The organism is Polaromonas sp. P1_F1 (assembly GCF_056405795.1).
The window spans coordinates 161928-179086 of sequence record NZ_JBFUBJ010000005.1; the positions used below are offsets into that span (position 1 = coordinate 161928).

The 17159-nt window shown below is 60.8% G+C and carries 16 protein-coding genes; 9 read left to right on the plus strand and 7 right to left on the minus strand.

Features of this window, described 5'->3' with window-relative positions; genetic code table 11:
• Positions 1–131 precede the first annotated feature (131 nt).
• A complete protein-coding gene (locus tag AC1DZE_RS15245; protein ID WP_477671385.1) occupies positions 132–1055 on the plus strand; it encodes a LysR family transcriptional regulator in 924 nt (307 codons plus the stop codon).
• A gap of 96 nt (positions 1056–1151) precedes the next feature.
• Here the strand turns inward: AC1DZE_RS15245 and AC1DZE_RS15250 are convergent, their stop codons facing one another.
• Both AC1DZE_RS15250 and murJ read right to left on the minus strand, forming a co-directional pair.
• Entirely contained in the window at positions 1152–2003 is an 852-nt protein-coding gene (locus tag AC1DZE_RS15250) for a SirB1 family protein (protein WP_457279301.1), read from the minus strand.
• A 74-nt stretch (positions 2004–2077) separates the two neighbouring features.
• Entirely contained in the window at positions 2078–3643 is a 1566-nt protein-coding gene (gene murJ / locus AC1DZE_RS15255) for a murein biosynthesis integral membrane protein MurJ (protein ID WP_477700251.1), read from the minus strand.
• Between the two features lie 220 nt (positions 3644–3863).
• Between murJ and rpsT the strand changes: the two genes are divergently transcribed.
• Positions 3864–4175 carry a 30S ribosomal protein S20 gene (gene rpsT / locus AC1DZE_RS15260; RefSeq protein WP_007864125.1) on the plus strand — a complete coding sequence of 104 codons (312 nt, stop codon included), beginning with the start codon at positions 3864–3866 and terminating at the stop codon, positions 4173–4175.
• A 121-nt stretch (positions 4176–4296) separates the two neighbouring features.
• Here rpsT and AC1DZE_RS15265 read toward each other — a convergent pair whose 3' ends face one another.
• The gene (locus AC1DZE_RS15265; RefSeq protein WP_411885285.1) at positions 4297–4617 is read right to left on the minus strand and encodes a DUF3579 domain-containing protein; all 321 of its coding nucleotides are present in this window, start codon (positions 4615–4617) and stop codon (positions 4297–4299) included.
• A gap of 432 nt (positions 4618–5049) precedes the next feature.
• Between AC1DZE_RS15265 and AC1DZE_RS15270 the strand changes: the two genes are divergently transcribed.
• Positions 5050–6267, plus strand: coding sequence for an acetylornithine/succinylornithine family transaminase (locus AC1DZE_RS15270; RefSeq protein WP_477672756.1), 1218 nt, complete (start codon positions 5050–5052; stop codon positions 6265–6267).
• Entirely contained in the window at positions 6264–7208 is a 945-nt protein-coding gene (gene argF / locus AC1DZE_RS15275; protein ID WP_477671382.1) for an ornithine carbamoyltransferase, read from the plus strand. Before AC1DZE_RS15270 ends, argF begins: the two co-directional genes overlap by 4 nt.
• A 52-nt stretch (positions 7209–7260) precedes the next feature.
• Here the strand turns inward: argF and glk are convergent, their stop codons facing one another.
• Together glk and AC1DZE_RS15285 are read right to left on the minus strand one after the other, a co-directional pair.
• Entirely contained in the window at positions 7261–8286 is a 1026-nt protein-coding gene (glk, locus tag AC1DZE_RS15280; RefSeq protein WP_477672755.1) for a glucokinase, read from the minus strand.
• A 37-nt stretch (positions 8287–8323) separates the two neighbouring features.
• Entirely contained in the window at positions 8324–9325 is a 1002-nt protein-coding gene (locus AC1DZE_RS15285; RefSeq protein WP_477671380.1) for a Bug family tripartite tricarboxylate transporter substrate binding protein, read from the minus strand.
• 188 nt (positions 9326–9513) lie between these two features.
• Between AC1DZE_RS15285 and AC1DZE_RS15290 the strand changes: the two genes are divergently transcribed.
• Both AC1DZE_RS15290 and AC1DZE_RS15295 read left to right on the plus strand, forming a co-directional pair.
• Positions 9514–10866 (plus strand): class-II fumarase/aspartase family protein, encoded by a 1353-nt coding sequence (locus AC1DZE_RS15290; protein WP_477671379.1) that lies wholly within the window; start codon positions 9514–9516, stop codon positions 10864–10866.
• A 25-nt stretch (positions 10867–10891) separates the two neighbouring features.
• Positions 10892–11950, plus strand: coding sequence for an oxidoreductase (locus AC1DZE_RS15295; protein WP_477671378.1), 1059 nt, complete (start codon positions 10892–10894; stop codon positions 11948–11950).
• A 21-nt stretch (positions 11951–11971) separates the two neighbouring features.
• Here AC1DZE_RS15295 and AC1DZE_RS15300 read toward each other — a convergent pair whose 3' ends face one another.
• A complete protein-coding gene (locus AC1DZE_RS15300; protein ID WP_477671377.1) occupies positions 11972–13129 on the minus strand; it encodes a GntR family transcriptional regulator in 1158 nt (385 codons plus the stop codon).
• Positions 13130–13227: 98 nt separating this feature from the next.
• Positions 13228–13992, minus strand: a complete 765-nt coding sequence (locus tag AC1DZE_RS15305) for an SDR family oxidoreductase (protein ID WP_477666272.1) — start codon at positions 13990–13992, stop codon at positions 13228–13230.
• A 224-nt stretch (positions 13993–14216) separates the two neighbouring features.
• Here AC1DZE_RS15305 and kynB point away from each other — a divergent pair, with 224 nt between their 5' ends.
• The 3 genes from kynB (at position 14217) to kynA (ending at position 17148) form a co-directional block, all read left to right on the plus strand.
• On the plus strand, positions 14217–14876 hold the full coding sequence (gene kynB / locus AC1DZE_RS15310) for an arylformamidase (protein WP_477671376.1): 660 nt from the start codon (positions 14217–14219) through the stop codon (positions 14874–14876).
• Between the two features lie 10 nt (positions 14877–14886).
• Positions 14887–16167 (plus strand): kynureninase, encoded by a 1281-nt coding sequence (gene kynU / locus AC1DZE_RS15315; protein ID WP_477671375.1) that lies wholly within the window; start codon positions 14887–14889, stop codon positions 16165–16167.
• Between the two features lie 135 nt (positions 16168–16302).
• Complete coding sequence (gene kynA / locus AC1DZE_RS15320; RefSeq protein ID WP_477671374.1) at positions 16303–17148, plus strand: tryptophan 2,3-dioxygenase; 846 nt, start codon at positions 16303–16305, stop codon at positions 17146–17148.
• Positions 17149–17159 lie beyond the last annotated feature (11 nt).

Below are 17159 nucleotides of genomic sequence, written 5' to 3' on the forward strand. Positions count from 1 at the left end.
ATGCAAATCAATCACAGAAGAACGCATGGTCGGCCAGATTCAACTATTATTCAAACGAAAGATATTGCCTTTCAATATGAAAATAATTGATTCACCGATTAATCTGCTGATCGATCTGCAGGGAATAACTGATGAGCCCGTCCATCCTTGAACTGCGCCACCTGCGCACGCTGATCGCCCTGCGCGACAGCGGCAGCCTGGTGCGCGCGGCGCAATTGCTCAACCTCACCCAGTCGGCGCTCTCGCATCAGGTCAAGCTGCTCGAAGAGCGCTACGCCACGCCGCTGTTCGAGCGCAAGTCCGTACCCCCTCAGTTCAGCACCACGGGCCTCAGGCTGCTGGCGCTGGCCGACGCGGTGCTGCCGCAAGTCGAGGAAGCCGAGCGCGATGTGGTGCGGCTGGCCACCGGGCGTTCAGGCCAGTTGCGCATCGCTGTGGAATGCCACACCTGTTTTGACTGGCTGATGCCGGCCATGGATTCGTTTCGCACGCGCTGGCCCGAGGTGGAACTGGACATCGTTTCGGGCTTTCACCCCGACCCGATTGCACTCGTGCTGCAGGACCGCGCCGACATCGCCATCGTCTCCGAAGAAGACGCCAGCGAAACCGTGGATTTCCACCCGCTGTTCCGCTTTGAAATCATGGCGTTGCTGGCGAATGAGCATGCGCTGACGGCCAAAACACATCTCACGGCCAGGGACTTCGCCAACGAGACCCTGATCACCTACCCGGTACCTGACGAAATGCTCGACGTGGTGCGCCAGGTGCTGGAGCCGGCCGGCGTCAAGCCTGCGCGCCGTACGACCGAGCTGACGATTGCCATGCTGCAGCTGGTGGCCAGTGGCCGCGGTATCGCCGCCCTGCCCAAATGGGCCGTGCAAAGTTACCTGGACAGAGGTTACGTGAGCGCAAGGCCGATCGGCAAAAAGGGCCTGACTGGGCGCCTCTATGTTGCTTGCACGCAAGCCATGTCAGGCCGGCCCTGGCTGGAAGACTTTGTGGCGATCACACGGGAAAGCTGCTTTCTCACGCTCAGCGAGATCGAACTTCTTTGAGAGAAAGTGCCTGCAGCGCCCTGTAGACGGGCGCAAGCAGCTATTAAATCAATAGCAACAACCGGAGCAGGCAAACCGGGGACACAGCAGGGAAACTCAGTGGCGGCTTTGGCGCAGCTGGGTCAGCCGCTCGGCCATAGTGTCAATGTCGAGCGCATCTTCGGCGTTGGCAAGATAGATTTCCAGGTCGGCAATGGCCCGCTCGGGCTCGCCATGCGCGGCCCAGGCCAGGCCGCGGTCGCGGTATTCGGTCCATGCTTCCGGCTGCAGAACAATCAGGCGGTCCTGCACGGGGATGAGGCGCTGCCAGTCTTCCTGTGTCTTGTGGATTTCCTTGAGATTGCGCAACATGCGGCTGATGATTTCGCGCGGCGGCGCCGACTGCAGGTACAGCCCCATCGGCACCTCGAACTCTTCGTCGGCGCTGCTGCGTTGCCGGAAAGGCTCCAGCCGCTCGGACAACTCTTCGCGACTGAGCGACTGGCCGCTGAACGGATCAATCACAACCTGGCCTTTGGGCAGGTTGACCTTCACCATGAAATGCCCGGGAAAGGCCACGCCGCGCGCGTTGAGGCCCAGGCCCAGGGCCAGTTCAAGCCACAGCACCGCCAGCGTGATGGGAATGCCGCGGCGTGTGCGCAGCACGGCATTCAGGTAGCTGTTGTCGGGGTCGTAGTAATCATTAACGTTGCCGCCAAAGTTCAGGTCGTGAAAAAAGAACTGGTTCAGTGCCCGCAGGCGCTGCAGCGCGGGAGCATCGGCAGGCAGGCGGCGCTTGAGGCGGGCCAGCAGCTGGTCTACGTCGCCCAGCACCTGCTGTACATCAAGGTCGGGGTATTCGTCCTGCGCCAGGCTGACGGCGGCCTCCAGCAGGGGGAAATGCTCGTCGCTTTCCACAAGGCTGGAGAAATACTGCAATGGAGACGGTACGGTCAGATTTAATTGCATACCCTACTGTCTCATAAACCGGCGCAAAAAGGGAATCAAGGAATGCCCTTGAAGAGTCTGAAAAAGGCGACAGCTCAGTGTTTCAGGAGTTTTCGCACCTTCAGGCCCGACGCCCATAGCGCTATAAAATAAATAGCGCCCGATGCAAGCAGGACAAGTGCCAGCAGCCCTATTCTCTCCAGATACTGGCTTTTCAAACCGACCCAGTTCACAGCCCCGGCCGCCCACAGCAGGAAAACCGCCAGCAACGCACTGGCACCCACCACCTGTGCCGAAAACATGCCCCAACCGGGCGCCGGCGTGTAGCTGCCGCGCCGCTTGAGCCCCCACAGCAGCCAGAACGCGTTGATGAGCGCGCCAATACCGATGGCCAGCGCCAGCCCCGCGTGTTGCAAAAACGGCACCAGCGCCAGATTGAGCAGCTGTGTCACCACCAGAACGGCCACCGCAATGCGCACCGGCGTCTTGATATCCTGGCTCGCATAAAAACCGGGCGCCAGCACCTTGATGGCCACCAGTCCCAGCAGGCCCGCGCCGTAGCCCATCAAGGCCGTAGTGGTCTGCTGCACGTCGCGGTCGGTAAAAGCACCATAGTGATAAAGCGTGGCAACCAGCGGCTGGGCAAACGTCATCAGGGCCACGGCACAGGGAACAGCCAGCAGCACCACAATGCGCAGGCCCCAGTCCAGCATGGCCGAGTAGCGGGCGGCATCACCGGCGGCTTTGGCGGCCGACAGCTGCGGCATCAACACCACGCCGATGGCCACACCCAGCATCGCGGTCGGGAACTCCATCAGGCGGTCGGCATAAGTGAGCCAGCTGACGCTGCCGGGCGTGAGGTGCGAAGCGATCTGCGTATTGATAAGAAGCGAAATTTGCGCCACGCTGACACCCAGCAAGGCCGGCACCATGAGCCTGGTGATGTTTTGGGTGGCCGGATCGGCCCAGGCCGCCTTGATCGCAGAAGGGTTCCAGCCGATGCGCGGCAGCAGCCCCAGCCGGAACAGCGCCGGCACCTGCACCGCCAGTTGAAGAATGCCCCCCACCATCACGCCGCCGCCCAGGGCGTAAACCGGCTCGATCCCGTGCGCCTTGAACCAGGGGGCGCCCAGCCAGGCCGCCAGAATCATGGAAAGGTTGAGCAATACCGGCGTGGCAGCCGGCACGGCAAACCGGCGCCAGGTGTTGAGCACGCCCGAGGACAGCGCCACCAGCGACATGAAGCCGATGTAAGGAAACATCCAGCGCGTCATGAAAACGGCGGCTTCGAAACCACGCGCCTCCTGCTTCAGCCCGCTGGCCATGGCCCAGACCAGCACAGGGGCTGCCGCCACGCCGGCCACACAGGTCAAAAGCAGCGCCCAGGCCAGTAAAGTGGCGACCCGGTCTATCAGCAGTTTGGTCTCGGCTTCGCCGTTTTGGGCCTTGCTGGCGGCCAGCACCGGCACAAAAGCCTGGCTGAAAGCCCCCTCGGCAAACAGCCGCCTGAACAGGTTGGGAATGCGAAATGCCACATTGAAGGCATCCGTCATGGCGCTGGCGCCAAAAGTCGAGGCAATCAGCAGTTCCCGCACCAAACCGGTGATTCGGGAGACCAGGGTCAGAAGGGAGACGGTAGAAGCGGATTTGAAAAGTGACACCCCGGGAGTTTATAGCCCCACGGTCGCTAGTCCCGTCCCGTCGCCCTTATAGATGGGCTCTTTACCAGCATGAGCCGTGGAACCGGCTTTGCCGGGCCACAGGCGGGCGGCCCCCTCGGGGGGCAGGGAGCTACACGAAGTGAGCGACCGTGGGGGTATATAATCGTGGGCTTTGCTGCAACATCCACAGACTCCTCCCCAGGATTAAAGGAATTTATATATGGCTACCGCCAAACCCAAGAAAAAGAACCCCCGCCTCGCGTCGGGCCGTAAGCGCGTCCGCCAGGACGTCAAACTCAACGCTGCGAACACCTCGCTGCGCTCCAAATACCGCACCGCTGTGAAAAACGTCGAAAAAGCCGTTGCAGCCGGTGACAAAGACAAAGCCAAGGACCTGTTCGCCAAGGCCCAAAGCATTGTGGACACGGTTGCCGACAAGGGCATCTTCCACAAGAACAAGGCAGCGCGCGACAAGAGCCGCCTGTCCGCCAAGGTGAAAGCCCTGGCACTGGCCCCCGCAAAGGCCGCCTGAGCAATCAGGCAAATCGCCCGGACGGCATTCTGAAAATACCGTCCGCCGTTTTGTAGGGTGCGCTGCAGCAAAGCAAAAAAGCCGTCGAAAGACGGCTTTTTTGTTGGGCGCTTCGAAAACCTCAGTCTTTGCGCGGGGGATCCGGAATTAAACAGGCTTCGGCCACCTGTAAATCGTTGTCTTTGGCGAAGTTGATGGCGAAGTCCCAGGCCATGGGCTCGGCCTCGCGCAGCTCTGAGTTAACGACCACACACTTCACGCCGTTGATGACGGTGGGCACGCACCAGGGGGAGTAGGTCAGGTGGCTGCCGGGCTGCGGGCCGCCCGGGCGGAAATGGCTCATCACGCCGCACAACCTGTCGGCCCAGTCGCTGGGCCGGAAGGTTTTGCCGTCGCGGGTAATACCCTGAATGAAGACTTCTTTGGCGGTGTTGGAGACCATCGGATGGAGGGTTTTTGCGGCGCCTGACGTGGAAAGGGATCGTATTCACCCCATGCTGCACCGCACAACAATTCTATCTTATTTGCGACTCTTATATAAGACTTGATGCCTGATTTTCAACATCAGGAGGCGCCAGGCGCCTGCATTGCAGTGATGCAGGATCGTCACAAAAGCCTGCAAACTCTGCGCCTAAAATCAACCTGTACTCCGGCCCAAAGGTATCGGAACAAAGTGAAAGTGATGGATTCGGGCCTAGGCCTAGGCGCAAACCGCAGACATAGCTTTGGCTATGGCGAGGATTTGCAACGACGGCATGGGCTCGAAGGCGCACTTTCATGTTTCGATACCTCTGGGTCGGAGTACCTGGCCTGCTTCACTTGTTGCGGGCCTCCGATTTTCAGCCCTGTTACAGCCCTTGTTCCGGAGTTCTCCATGACCGCAGCCCTTCCCAAGCACATCGAAGCCGCCTCCCCTCACGTGATGAACACCTACGGCCGCCTGCCCATCGCGCTGGACCACGGCCAGGGCTGCCGCGTCTGGGACGTTAACGGCAAGGCCTACCTCGACGCGCTGGGCGGCATCGCCGTCAACACCCTGGGCCACAACCACCCCAAGCTGGTGCCCGCGCTGCAGGAGCAGATCGCCAAGCTCATCCACAGCTCCAATTACTACCATGTGCCGCTGCAGGAAACCCTGGCCGCCAGACTGGTGGAGCTGTCGGGCCTGGAAAACGTGTTTTTCTGCTCCACCGGCCTGGAAGCCAACGAAGCCGCACTCAAGCTGGCGCGCAAGTTCGGCCATGACAAGGGCATTGAGCGCCCGGAAATCGTTGTCTACGAGAAAGCCTTTCACGGCCGCAGCATCGCCACCTTGAGCGCCACCGGCAACCCCAAAGTGCAGGCCGGCTTCGGCCCGCTGGTTGAGGGATTTATCCGCGTGCCGCTCAACAACATCGATGCGCTGAAAGCGGCGACGGCCAATAACCCCAATGTCGTCGCCGTATTCTTTGAAGCCATCCAGGGCGAAGGCGGCATCAACAGCATGAAGGACGAATACCTGCGCGACGTGCGGGCGCTGTGCGACGAGCGCGACTGGCTGCTGATGATCGATGAAGTGCAATGCGGCATGGGCCGCACCGGCAAATGGTTTGCGCACCAGTGGGCGGGCATCAAGCCCGACGTGATGCCGCTGGCCAAGGGCCTGGGCTCTGGCGTGCCGATTGGCGCAGTCGTTGCCGGCCCCAAGGCCGCCCACATCTTTGGCCCCGGCAATCACGGCACGACTTTTGGCGGCAACCCGCTGGCCATGCGCGCCGGAGTGGAAACCCTGCGCATCATGGAAGAAGAAGGCCTGCTTGCCAACGCCGTGAAGGTGGGCGACCACCTTCGCGCGGCGTTGGCCCGGGAACTGGCCGGCGAAAAAGGTTTGAAAGAAATCCGCGGCCGCGGCCTGATGCTGGGCATTGAGCTGACAGTGCCGTGCGGCGAGCTGCTCGCCCGCGCCGCCGAAAACGGCCTGCTGCTGAGCGTGACCGCTGACACCGTGATCCGCATGGTGCCTTCGCTGATCATGACCACAGCTGAAGCCGACGAAGCGGTGGCCATCCTGGTTCCGCTGATCAAGCAGCTTTTGAAAGAGAAAAACGCGTGACCACTGCGATCCCCTCCACGCCTGCTGCCGTGCGGCACTATTTGCAGTTCAGCGACCTGAACGCGGCCGAATACGCCTATGTTTTCGAGCGCGCCGCCATCATCAAGAAGAAGTTCAAGGCCTACGAAAAACACCAGCCCCTGGTCGACCGCACGCTGGCGATGATTTTCGAAAAAGCTTCGACGCGCACGCGCGTGAGCTTTGAAGCCGGCATGTACCAGTTGGGCGGCAGTGTGGTGCACCTGACCACCGGCGACAGCCAGCTGGGCCGTGCCGAGCCGATTGAAGACAGCGCCAAGGTCATCAGCCGCATGGTCGACCTGGTGATGATCCGCACCTTCGAGCAAACCAAGATCGACCGCTTCGCCGAGCACTCGCGCGTGCCGGTCATCAACGGCCTGACCAATGAATTCCACCCTTGCCAGATCCTGGCCGACATCTTCACCTACATCGAGCACCGCGGCTCCATCAAGGGCAAGACAGTGGCCTGGGTGGGTGACGGCAACAACATGGCCAATACCTGGCTGCAGGCCAGCGAAATCCTCGGCTTCAAGGTGCACGTGAGCACCCCGGGCGGCTACGAGGTTGACCAGTCCATCGCCGGCATCCGTTCGGCCGAAAGCTACAAGGTCTTCAAGGACCCGATGCAGGCGTGCGCTGGTGCCGACCTGGTCACCACCGACGTATGGACCAGCATGGGCTATGAGGCCGAAAACGAAGCACGCAAGAAAGCTTTTGCGGACTGGTGCGTAGACGCCGAAATGATGGCCGCGGCCAAACCCGACGCGCTTTTCATGCATTGCCTGCCTGCCCACCGCGGCGAAGAAGTCGAAGCCGAAGTGATCGACGGCCCGCAGTCCGTGGTCTGGGATGAGGCTGAAAACAGGATGCACGCACAAAAGGCACTCATGGAGTTCCTTTTGCTCGGGCAGCTCGCGTAAACACTGAGCGATCAACGATAGGGCATGAGTTCCATCGGCACCGCGAGCCGCGTCACCCGTCTCGCGGAACACCAGGCACTGAAGCGGACGGGCTGTCCAACGCAATTGCGGCACCGCGAAGCGCAGGTGATTGCCCGGACTGAATGACGTACACCGGCACGTCTGCCAGAAACTGTGCAAAGCGGCCCTTTGCCTTGAAGCGTTGCCCAAACGCCGTATGCTCGAAAACTTCTCCCATGCGCGGAACGATGCCGCCGCCGATAAATATCCCGCCGCGAGCGCCGAGCGTCAGTGCCAGATTGCCCGCGACCGTTCCGAGGAACGCGCAGAAAAGATCGAGTGCTTCGCGAGACCAGGGATCACCCCCATCCAGTGCTGCCGACGCTACGGTCGCCGCATCAAGCCCGGCGTCAGGTGCACAGCCGTCAACCTCTTTGATGGCCAGGTAAATATCGACCAGGCCCTGGCCGCATACGGCTCTCTCGGCCGAAACATGCCCGTAGCGGCGGCTTAGCCAACGGAGTACCGCTTGCTCACGCGGTGTGCAAGCCGCCAAAGTAGCATGCCCTCCCTCCCCCTCGATCGGGATCCAGCCACCCTGCCCGTCGGGCAACAGCCCCGAAACGCCCAAACCGGTACCGGGCCCGATCAAACCCATCGCAGCGAAAGGGGCGGCCTTTGCGCCCTGAACCTGACGCAACTCCTCTGGCTTCAGCGTGGGCAGCGCCAGGGCCAGCGCCGTAAAGTCATTCAGCACCCGCAGCTTCGCGAATCCAAATTGCTCTTTCAGTGCCTTGATCGAGAAAGTCCAACGATGATTGGTCATTCGCACCTGATCCCCATGCACTGGATTGGCAATCGCGATTGCGCAGTCAGGAGGGGCGCTTCGCCCCACGACGCCCAGGTAATGCCGGATTGCATCCGCAAGGCTGGCACATCCAGCACAAGGCAATATCACCAGGTCATCGATGGATGCCCCGGCACCGGCACCGGCCTGCCACGCGAAGCGTGCGTTGGTCCCGCCGATGTCGGCCAAAAGCCGCCCACCGCCGCCAGGACTGCCGGGCAATGCAGTCATCTTTTTTTATCGCAACCGGGCCAGGATGAGCCGCTCGTCATTCCATGGTGATTTTTGCGGTCTTCACAATTTCGCGGTACAGCGAGGCCTGTGGACCGACGAACGCACGAAGCTCACGGCCGGTCATCGGAGCGACCGTGATGCCGGCTTCCGCCAGCTTTGTGCGCACGTCTGACTGCGCGAGTGCGTCCAGCAATGCCTTTTCATAAGCGGCCACGATAGAGGGGGAGGTTCCCGCTTTCACAAACAGGCCTTGCCAGAGCGGCAGCGAAATTCCGTTGAAGCCCTCTTCCTCGCCAATGCGCCTGACATTCGGCAGTTGCGGAACGCGTGCACTATCCGACACCGACAGGGCCTTGATCTTGCCCTCCTTGAGAAAGGGCATCGCCGTCGACAAGACCAGCACCGCGCTGTCTACCTGGCCACCCACAAGATCATTCACGATCTGGGCACCACCACGGTACGGGATATGCAACATTTCCACCTTTGCCCGCTTGTTGATAAGCGACCCATAGAGATGTTGCATCGTCGCAATTCCGGGTGTTGCGTAATTGAAGTTCTCTTTACCGCTTTTTCTCAGCGCGCCCGCCAGGTCGGAAAGCGTCGCGTGGGGCGAACCCGCGGGGACGGCGAATACCAGCGGCACCGTGGTCATTCTTCCAACCGGCAGAAGGTCCTTCTCCCAATCCAGCCTGGTCTTCGGATTGACCATGGGCACCAGCACGGTATCCGTACCTCCCATGTAGATCAGGTTACCGTCAGCTGGCGCATTGAGCACTTTTTGCGCGGCAATCATGCCGCTGGCGCCCGCAACGTTCTCGACGATGACCTGACGCCCCAGGCGCTTTGACAGTTCGGCCCCCACAACACGGGCAACCAGGTCGGCACTGCCGCCGGCAGAGTACCCGACTATCAGCGATACAGGCTTGTCCGATTGTGCGCGGCCAATGCCCGGTAATAACGCGCCGGCGCCCAGCAAGGCAAGCTGGTTCAACAGCCTGCGACGCCCGGATCGCTGGCGAGCAAAAAAATCTTCCATGACGTGTCTCCATGTTTTATGTACCCGCTGAATGCATGGCGAGTATATTGTATTTGTATTTATTGTAATTTGTATTAATTTTAAATTTATTCTATATAAAACATAGAATTACACAAATACAATATGTATCAATCAAAAATTTTAGCGAGCATGCCAATAGGCTTGCCGCGTCACAATCCAAGCCGTCCATGAATACCAGTATGTTTGAATCATTTATTACCGGCCACTGGTTCAGCGGCGAAGCCAAACGCATCTGGAGCGACAGGGCCACGTTGCAGGCATGGCTCGATGTTGAAGCAGCACTGGCTCATGCCCAAGCCGAACTCGGCGTCATTCCCACCGAGGCTGCGCAAATCATCGGGAAGAAGGCCGATGCCCGGCTCTTCGATCTGGAACGCCTGTCCCGGGACATCGCGTTTGCTCAACATCCGCTCGTTCCCGTCCTCTCCCAGTTCGAGGAACTGTGCGGCGACCCAGCGGCGGGCTATATCCATTGGGGGGCGACGACCCAGAACATCTTCGATACCGCCAGTTCACTGCAGATGCGCGAGACACACCACTTGTTGACGGGTCATCTGGATGCAGCCATCGCCACACTTGGCAGGCTGGCGCAGGAACACCGGGCAACGGTGATGGCGGGCCGTACACACGGTCAACATGCATTGCCAATGACGTTCGGCTTCAAGCTTGCCGGCTGGATCGACGAACTGGATCGGGATCGGGATCGCCTGACGCAGCGTCTGGCCTCGTCGTTCGTCGCGTGCATGGGCGGTGCGATAGGCACTTTCGCAGCGATGGGCATCAAAGGCCGGACCGTGGAAGCGCGCATGGCCGAGCAACTCGGGTTACCGCCAGCCGGGCTGCCAAGCCGTTCGTCTTACGACCGCGTGTGCGACTACATTTCAGCACTGGGGCTGCTTGCAGGTTCCGCGCAGAAAATCGCGCAAGACGTCGTATTCATGCAGCGCACAGAAATCGGGGAGATTGCGGAAGCGTTTCACATGGGCAAGGTAGGCAGCTCGACCATGGCGCAAAAACGCAATCCGTCCACCGCGCTGCTGTTGGTCAGCCTTGCGCGCATGATGCGGATGCGGGTGCCTGCGGCCCTTGAAGCAATGGTGCGAATGGACGAAGGCGACTCGTCGGCAACCAACGTGACCGACACCTTGCTTCCAGAAATCGCCGTCATCTCGGCGTCCATTGCCGAGACCCTTGCCAGGCTGGCAAAGGGTCTTACCGTGAACACTGAGGCGATGCGGCACAATCTTGAATTATCGAACGGCCTGATCGCTTCAGAAGCCGTCATGATGCGGCTTACCAGGCTGATGGGACGCCACGAAGCACACAAGGTACTCTACGAAGCAGCGCAACGGTCCCAATCCGAAGGCGTTCCGTTTATAACAAGCATCAGTGAGCACCCGATGTTTGCAAAGCATGGGCTTCCTGAGGGCCTGGCCCAGGCCCTTGTTGCGAGCAACTATGTGGGCGAATCGGCGGCAATCACGATTGAGACGGTCGAGCGCGTGATGCAACCTCGATAAGCGGTCAACCTAAAAGGGACACCTTGTGCTTAAAACTCTCTCCGTTGGCATCGTCGGTTACGGTTACGCCACCAAAACGTTTCATGCGCCTTTGATAGCTGGAGTCCCGGGGCTCAGACTTGCCGCGATTTCAAGCAGCAATCCTTCCAAGGTGTATGCCGACTGGCCCGACGTGCAGGTCGAGGCAACTGCAGAGCGGATTTTTGCGCGTCCGGACATTGACCTTGTGGTGATACCAACACCCAACGACACACATTTTTCGCTCGCTTGCGCAGGGCTGGCCGCGGGCAAGCATGTGGTGGTCGACAAACCCTTTACGGTAACGTTGGACGAAGCGCGGCAATTGCAGGCAAAAGCACAAGCCGCTGGGCGCTTGCTTTCGGTCTTCCACAACCGTCGCTGGGATGCAGACTTCCTTACGCTGCGCCAGGTCATTGCCTCCGGTGAGCTGGGGAAAATCGTTCATTTTGAATCGCACTTCGATCGCTACCGGCCGGAAGTTCTTGCCCGTTGGCGCGAACAAGCCGATACGGGCGGTGGACTCTGGTACGACCTTGGAGCCCATTTGCTGGATCAGGCACTGCAGCTATTCGGGCTTCCCGAATCGATTGCACTCGACCTGGCAGAACAACGCAATGGCGCAAAGACTCCCGACTGGTTTCACGCCGTGTTGCGCCATGGCCAAAGCCGGGTCATTCTGCATGGCAGTGCCCTGACGCCGGCGCCGGGGTCGCGCTTCACAGTGCATGGAAGCCTGGGCAGTTTCCTCAAGATGGGTCTTGATCCACAAGAAAATGCGCTAAAAGCCGGAAAGCATCCACCCGCCCTGGACTGGGGAGTTGATCCCTTGCCTGCCGAGGTTTCAGTTTGGACGGACGGCGCTTGCGTAAGGCGCGAAATAAACTGCGTTGCGGGTGACTACCCTGCCTACTACAGCGCAGTACGCGATGCCATCCATGGCAAGGGCATCAATCCCGTCACGGCCAATGATGCGATGCAGGTCATCGGTTTGATTGAGCTGGGACTGCGGAGCGCGCGAGAGGGTCGCACAATGCCCGTTTCTGCCATCGAATTCCAGGCATGACAGCACGCGTTCGGCAAATGATCAGGAACCGGTGGCAAGCGCCTGGCTGCGAGTTTTGACGGACTTCCGCAAACCCTGTTCGTGCGGCTCACCAGCCATCGGCAGGGTGGCTATCGATTGACCGGCGTAAGTCGTTACAGGAATCAGGCGTACGCCATAGGGGATTGAGGGGTCGGCCCATCGTGCGTTGATGGCCTGATACAAATACTCGACCTGATCGGCCACGCTGCACCCGATCGTGTCGAAGAAGTTGGCGTGCTCGTTCGCAAGATCCGTACGTCCCAGCAACACCACACTCAGCAGTGCGGGTATGCCAACGCCAGCTTCTTGCAGCAGTTCCCGAAATCTGGCGCCATCCTCGATGCCCCACGCCACCAACGCGGTGAAAGGTAGCTGCCCCGAGGCATCCAGACTGGCCTTGATCATCCCCACAAGCACCGCTTCGTAGTTCTCATCAGGCAGGTGCGGCACAGTGATCACCTGAAGCTCAATTCCTGTCAGGGTGGTCTGCAGGTAGTCGAACCGCCGCCGTCCCATCTGGGTTGCCAGAAATGGGTGCGACGTTGTTGCGTATGCAATGCGGCGATGACCTTGCTGCTGCAAAAGCGTGATCGCCGCAGCCAGCGGCTCCCCCCACTCCATGCCGACCACCTCGACATCGGCCCCGGCGAGCGCCGCGCCATCCACGGCCAACGCATCGCATTTCTCTTTCAGCGCTGCGAGCAAATCAATCGTGATGGTTTTGTAGCTCGACTGAACCACGCAGGCGTCAAAGCGGGGCGAACCCTTCAAGATGGTCCGCGCGTGGGCGGGATCGGTGTAGGAAACTTCAAGTACGCGGTGGCCGTCAGCGGTAAAGCGACGCTGTAGCCCTTCTATCAACACACGGCCGCGGGCAATGCTGATGGAACGGCGCAGCAGCAGCACCGACCTTCCGGCCGGCGACGAGGCGCCGGGGCCGACGCCAGCCTCGCCTTCCACGCGGAAATAGGTCCCCCGCCCTACCTGCGATGCAATCAGCCCCCTGGCTTTCAGGCCCTGGAAGGCACGCTGAATCACCATCTGGGAGACGGCAAACCGGCGCATCAAATCCCGAATGGTCGGAAGGCGATCCCCGGGCTGGGCAGTACGTGCCAACTCTTCGAGGTACTGTTCCAGATCAGATGCTGTATTGCTCATATACATACAATACAACACATTTCACGCAACCCTCAATTGCCCTGGCTATGCGCCATGCATACCTTGAGCAATATGCGCCGGGCTCAACACAACATCCCTCAACCGCGGCCCACAAACGGCATCTTCGTGGCCATGATGGTCATGAACTGCACATTGGTTGACAACGGCAACGACGCCATGTGCACCACCGCATCGGCGACTTCCTTCGCATCCATCATCGGCTCAATGGCGATCTCGCCGTTGGCCTGGGGCACGCCCTTGGCCATGCGGGCCGCGAGCTCTGTCATGGCGTTGCCGATGTCGATCTGGCCGCAGGCGATGTTGTACTTGCGCCCGTCCAGCGAGATGGATTTCGTCAGGCCCGTGATGGCGTGCTTGGTGGAGGTATAGGGCGCTGAGTTGGGCCGAGGCGCATGGGCCGAAATCGAGCCGTTGTTGATGATGCGGCCGCCTTGGGGCAACTGGTCTTTCATCAACTTGATGGCGGCCTGCGCACAGAGGAAGGAGCCGGTCAGGTTGATGTTGACCACATTGGTCCACTGCTCAAACGTGATGTCTTCGAGGTTGACGGGCGGCGCGCCCACACCGGCGTTGTTGAACAGCAAGTCCAGCCGGCCGAACTTTTCCTTGACCCTGGCGAATGCCGCCGCCACGGAGTCGGGCTGGCTCACGTCGGTTGGCAAAGCCAGCGCGCGGTCTGTGCCCGATTCTTTGGCAACCTCGTTGAGCGGCTCGGCGCGGCGGCCCACCAGCGCCACGCTGTAGCCTTCACGCAGCAGGGCCAGGGCCACAGCCTTGCCAATGCCAGTGCCCGCGCCGGTGACGAGTGCGACTTTGCCGCTGGACTTGTTCTCGGAATTCATGGTGTGCCTTTGTCTCTTTGAAGGGGGTTGTAAAGGCGCTCTGGTCAATCGATGCCGCAACGAGCGCTACAGCCTTTAATTGTGCCCGAGGCTGACGGGTTCCACAGGCCGCGCCCGACGACTGCGCCGTCCGCTTTTGCCAGGTACTTTAGGTTTCAACTATTTTCGAGATTGTTGGAAATAACCGACACCACGGCTTTTTTGCCGGTGCTACCTTTGCACCCATGACAGCCCGCACCTCCGCTTCCACCACATCACCACCGCGAAAACTCTGGGACATCTCACCGTCGGTGGATGAAAACGCCGCGGTGTTCCCCGGCGACACGGCCTATTCGCAGCAGTTGCATTTTTCGCTGACGCCGGACTGCCCGGTCAACGTCAACAGCATCACACTTTCGCCCCATACCGGCGCGCATGCCGATGCGCCGCTGCACTATGCCAACGGTGAAACCAGCGTCGGCGAACTCGACCTCGCGCCCTACCTCGGGCCGTGCCGCGTGATCCACTGCATGGACTGCGGCCCGCTGGTGCAGCCGGAACACATCGCCCACGCGCTGGAAAACCTGCCGCCCCGCGTGTTGCTGCGTACCTCAGCGGCAGCCAGTCAGTCATGGGCATCATTTACGGCCATAGCCCCCGCCACGCTTGCGCTGCTAGCTACCAAAAACATAGCACTTGTCGGCATTGACACGCCCAGCGTGGACCCGGCCACCAGCCAGGACTTGCCCAGCCACCACCAGTTGCTGGCGCACGGCCTGCGCGTGCTCGAAAACCTGGTGCTCGACGACGTAGCCGAAGGCGACTACGAACTCATTGCCCTGCCGCTCAAACTCACCCGGGCCGACGCCTCACCCGTTCGCGCAGTCCTGCGTGAACTTCCATGAAGACCACTCCATGAGCACTTTGCAAGACTGCCGCGCCCTCGATGCGCAAGACCCGCTGCGCACGCTGCGCCGGCAATTCACCCTGCCCGAAGATGTGATCTACCTCGACGGCAATTCGCTGGGCGTGCTGCCCAAAACAGCCGCCGCTCGCGTCGCTGAAGCCGTGACCGCCGAATGGGGCCAGGGCCTGATACGCTCCTGGAACAGTGCCGGCTGGTTTGAGCTGCCGCAACGCCTGGGCAACAAGATTGCCCGGCTGATAGGTGCAGCCCCCGGCGAAGTAGTGGCCACCGACAGCACCTCCATCAACCTCTACAAGGTGCTGAGCGCTGCACTGCACATCGCGGCCCAGGACGCGTCCACGCGCAAGGTCATCGTCAGCGAGCGCAGCAACTTCCCGACCGACCTCTACATCGCCGAAGCCCTGTGCCGGGAACGCGGCTTTCGGCTGCGACTGGTCGAGCCCGAAGAGATTGCCGCCGCGCTCACCAGCGAAGTGGCCGTGCTGATGCTGACCCACGTGAACTACCGCACCGGCGCCATGCACGACATGGCCGCCGTCACCGCCGCAGCGCATGCAGCAGGCGCACTCACCGTCTGGGACCTGGCCCACAGCGCGGGCGCCGTGCCGGTGGACCTGAATGCGGCGAAAGCCGATTTCTCGATTGGCTGCGGCTACAAATACCTTAACGGGGGCCCCGGCGCACCGGCCTTTGTCTGGGTCAACCCCAAACACGCAGACCGCTTCTGGCAGCCGCTGGCCGGCTGGTGGGGCCATGCAGCACCTTTTGAATTCACTCCGGACTACCGCCCCGCTGCAGGAATCGCACGTTATCTGTGCGGCACCCAGCCCATCCTGAGCATGACCGCGCTGGAGTGCGGGCTGGACACCGTGCTGGCCGCCGAGGCATTCGGCGGCATGCAGGCCCTGCGCAAAAAATCGCTGGCACTGACCGACCTGTTTATTCAACTCGTGGAAGAACGCTGCGCGGGCCACGGCCTGGGCCTGGCCACACCGCGCGAACATTCCCGGCGTGGCTCACAGGTCTGCCTGACCAAAACCCAGGGCGCCTACGCCATCGTGCAAGCGCTGATCGCGCGCGGCGTCATCGGCGACTTCCGCGCCGGAGACGGCGGCGCCGGCAAGCACCTCGACATCCTCCGCTTCGGCTTCACACCGCTCTACATCGGTTTTGAGGACGTCTGGAACGCCGTCGAACAGTTGAAGCAGGTGCTGGAAACCGCCGAATGGCAAAAATCCGAGTTCAACCAGAAGCACGCGGTCACATGATGACATGGCCCCCACGGTCGTCCACTGCGTGCAGCCTGCGGCTTCTCCCTGCCCCTTTCATCACAAGAGGGACCGCTGCGCCTGCGGCCCCTGCTTGTTTCAATACCCAGATCGCTTTTCCGTGAAAGATCATCCATGAACACACAACGGCCGGCAGACATCGTGCGCGACGAAAAAGCGCAGCTCGACTTCAGTCACTCGATGAGCTATGGCGACTACCTGCAGCTCGACGCAATCCTGGGCGCGCAAAAACCGCTCTCGCCCGACCACAACGAAATGCTGTTTATCATCCAGCACCAGACCAGCGAACTCTGGATGAAGCTGATGCTGCACGAACTGCGCGCCGCGATCGCCAACGTCGCGAAAGACGAGCTGGGCGGCGCCTTCAAGATGCTGGCACGCGTGAGCAAGATCATGGAGCAGCTGGTGCACGCCTGGGACGTGCTGGCCACCATGACGCCGCCCGAGTACAGCGCGATTCGCCCTTACCTGGCCAACTCCAGCGGCTTTCAAAGCGCGCAATACCGCTGCATCGAATTCGCGCTCGGCAACAAGAACGCCGCCATGCTCAAGCCGCATGCGCACCGGCCCGACCTGCTCGCGCAGGTACAAGCCGCGTATGAGACCCCGTCACTCTATGACGAAGCCCTGCGCCTGCTGGCCCGCCGCGGCCTGGCCGTACCGGCCAGCCATACGCAGCGTGACTGGACGCAAGGTTATGCCGAAAGCGATGAGGTTGAGCAGGCCTGGCTCGTGGTGTATCGCGACCCCAAGAAGTACTGGGACCTGTACCAGCTCGGCGAAGAACTCACTGACCTGGAAGACGCTTTCCGGCTCTGGCGCTTCCGGCATGTCACGACTGTGGAGCGCGTGATCGGGTTCAAGCGAGGGACTGGTGGGACGGGCGGCGTCAGCTACCTGCGCAAGATGCTGGATGTAGTCCTGTTTCCGGAGATATGGAAGTTGCGGACTGACTTATAGGCGCGATGGAT

Bases quoted from the DNA above. Each gene is read 5' to 3' on its own strand.
- kynU (WP_477671375.1), top strand. From the start codon at position 14,887: ATGAGCACTTTGCAAGACTGCCGCGCCCTCGATGCGCAAGACCCGCTG.
- glk (WP_477672755.1), bottom strand. From the start codon at position 8,286: ATGACTGCATTGCCCGGCAGTCCTGGCGGCGGTGGGCGGCTTTTGGCC.
- AC1DZE_RS15250 (WP_457279301.1), bottom strand. From the start codon at position 2,003: ATGCAATTAAATCTGACCGTACCGTCTCCATTGCAGTATTTCTCCAGC.
- AC1DZE_RS15290 (WP_477671379.1), top strand. From the start codon at position 9,514: ATGAATACCAGTATGTTTGAATCATTTATTACCGGCCACTGGTTCAGC.
- AC1DZE_RS15245 (WP_477671385.1), top strand. From the start codon at position 132: ATGAGCCCGTCCATCCTTGAACTGCGCCACCTGCGCACGCTGATCGCC.
- AC1DZE_RS15305 (WP_477666272.1), bottom strand. From the start codon at position 13,992: ATGAATTCCGAGAACAAGTCCAGCGGCAAAGTCGCACTCGTCACCGGC.
- AC1DZE_RS15285 (WP_477671380.1), bottom strand. From the start codon at position 9,325: ATGGAAGATTTTTTTGCTCGCCAGCGATCCGGGCGTCGCAGGCTGTTG.
- kynA (WP_477671374.1), top strand. From the start codon at position 16,303: ATGAACACACAACGGCCGGCAGACATCGTGCGCGACGAAAAAGCGCAG.
- AC1DZE_RS15270 (WP_477672756.1), top strand. From the start codon at position 5,050: ATGACCGCAGCCCTTCCCAAGCACATCGAAGCCGCCTCCCCTCACGTG.
- AC1DZE_RS15300 (WP_477671377.1), bottom strand. From the start codon at position 13,129: ATGAGCAATACAGCATCTGATCTGGAACAGTACCTCGAAGAGTTGGCA.
- AC1DZE_RS15265 (WP_411885285.1), bottom strand. From the start codon at position 4,617: ATGGTCTCCAACACCGCCAAAGAAGTCTTCATTCAGGGTATTACCCGC.
- kynB (WP_477671376.1), top strand. From the start codon at position 14,217: ATGACAGCCCGCACCTCCGCTTCCACCACATCACCACCGCGAAAACTC.
- rpsT (WP_007864125.1), top strand. From the start codon at position 3,864: ATGGCTACCGCCAAACCCAAGAAAAAGAACCCCCGCCTCGCGTCGGGC.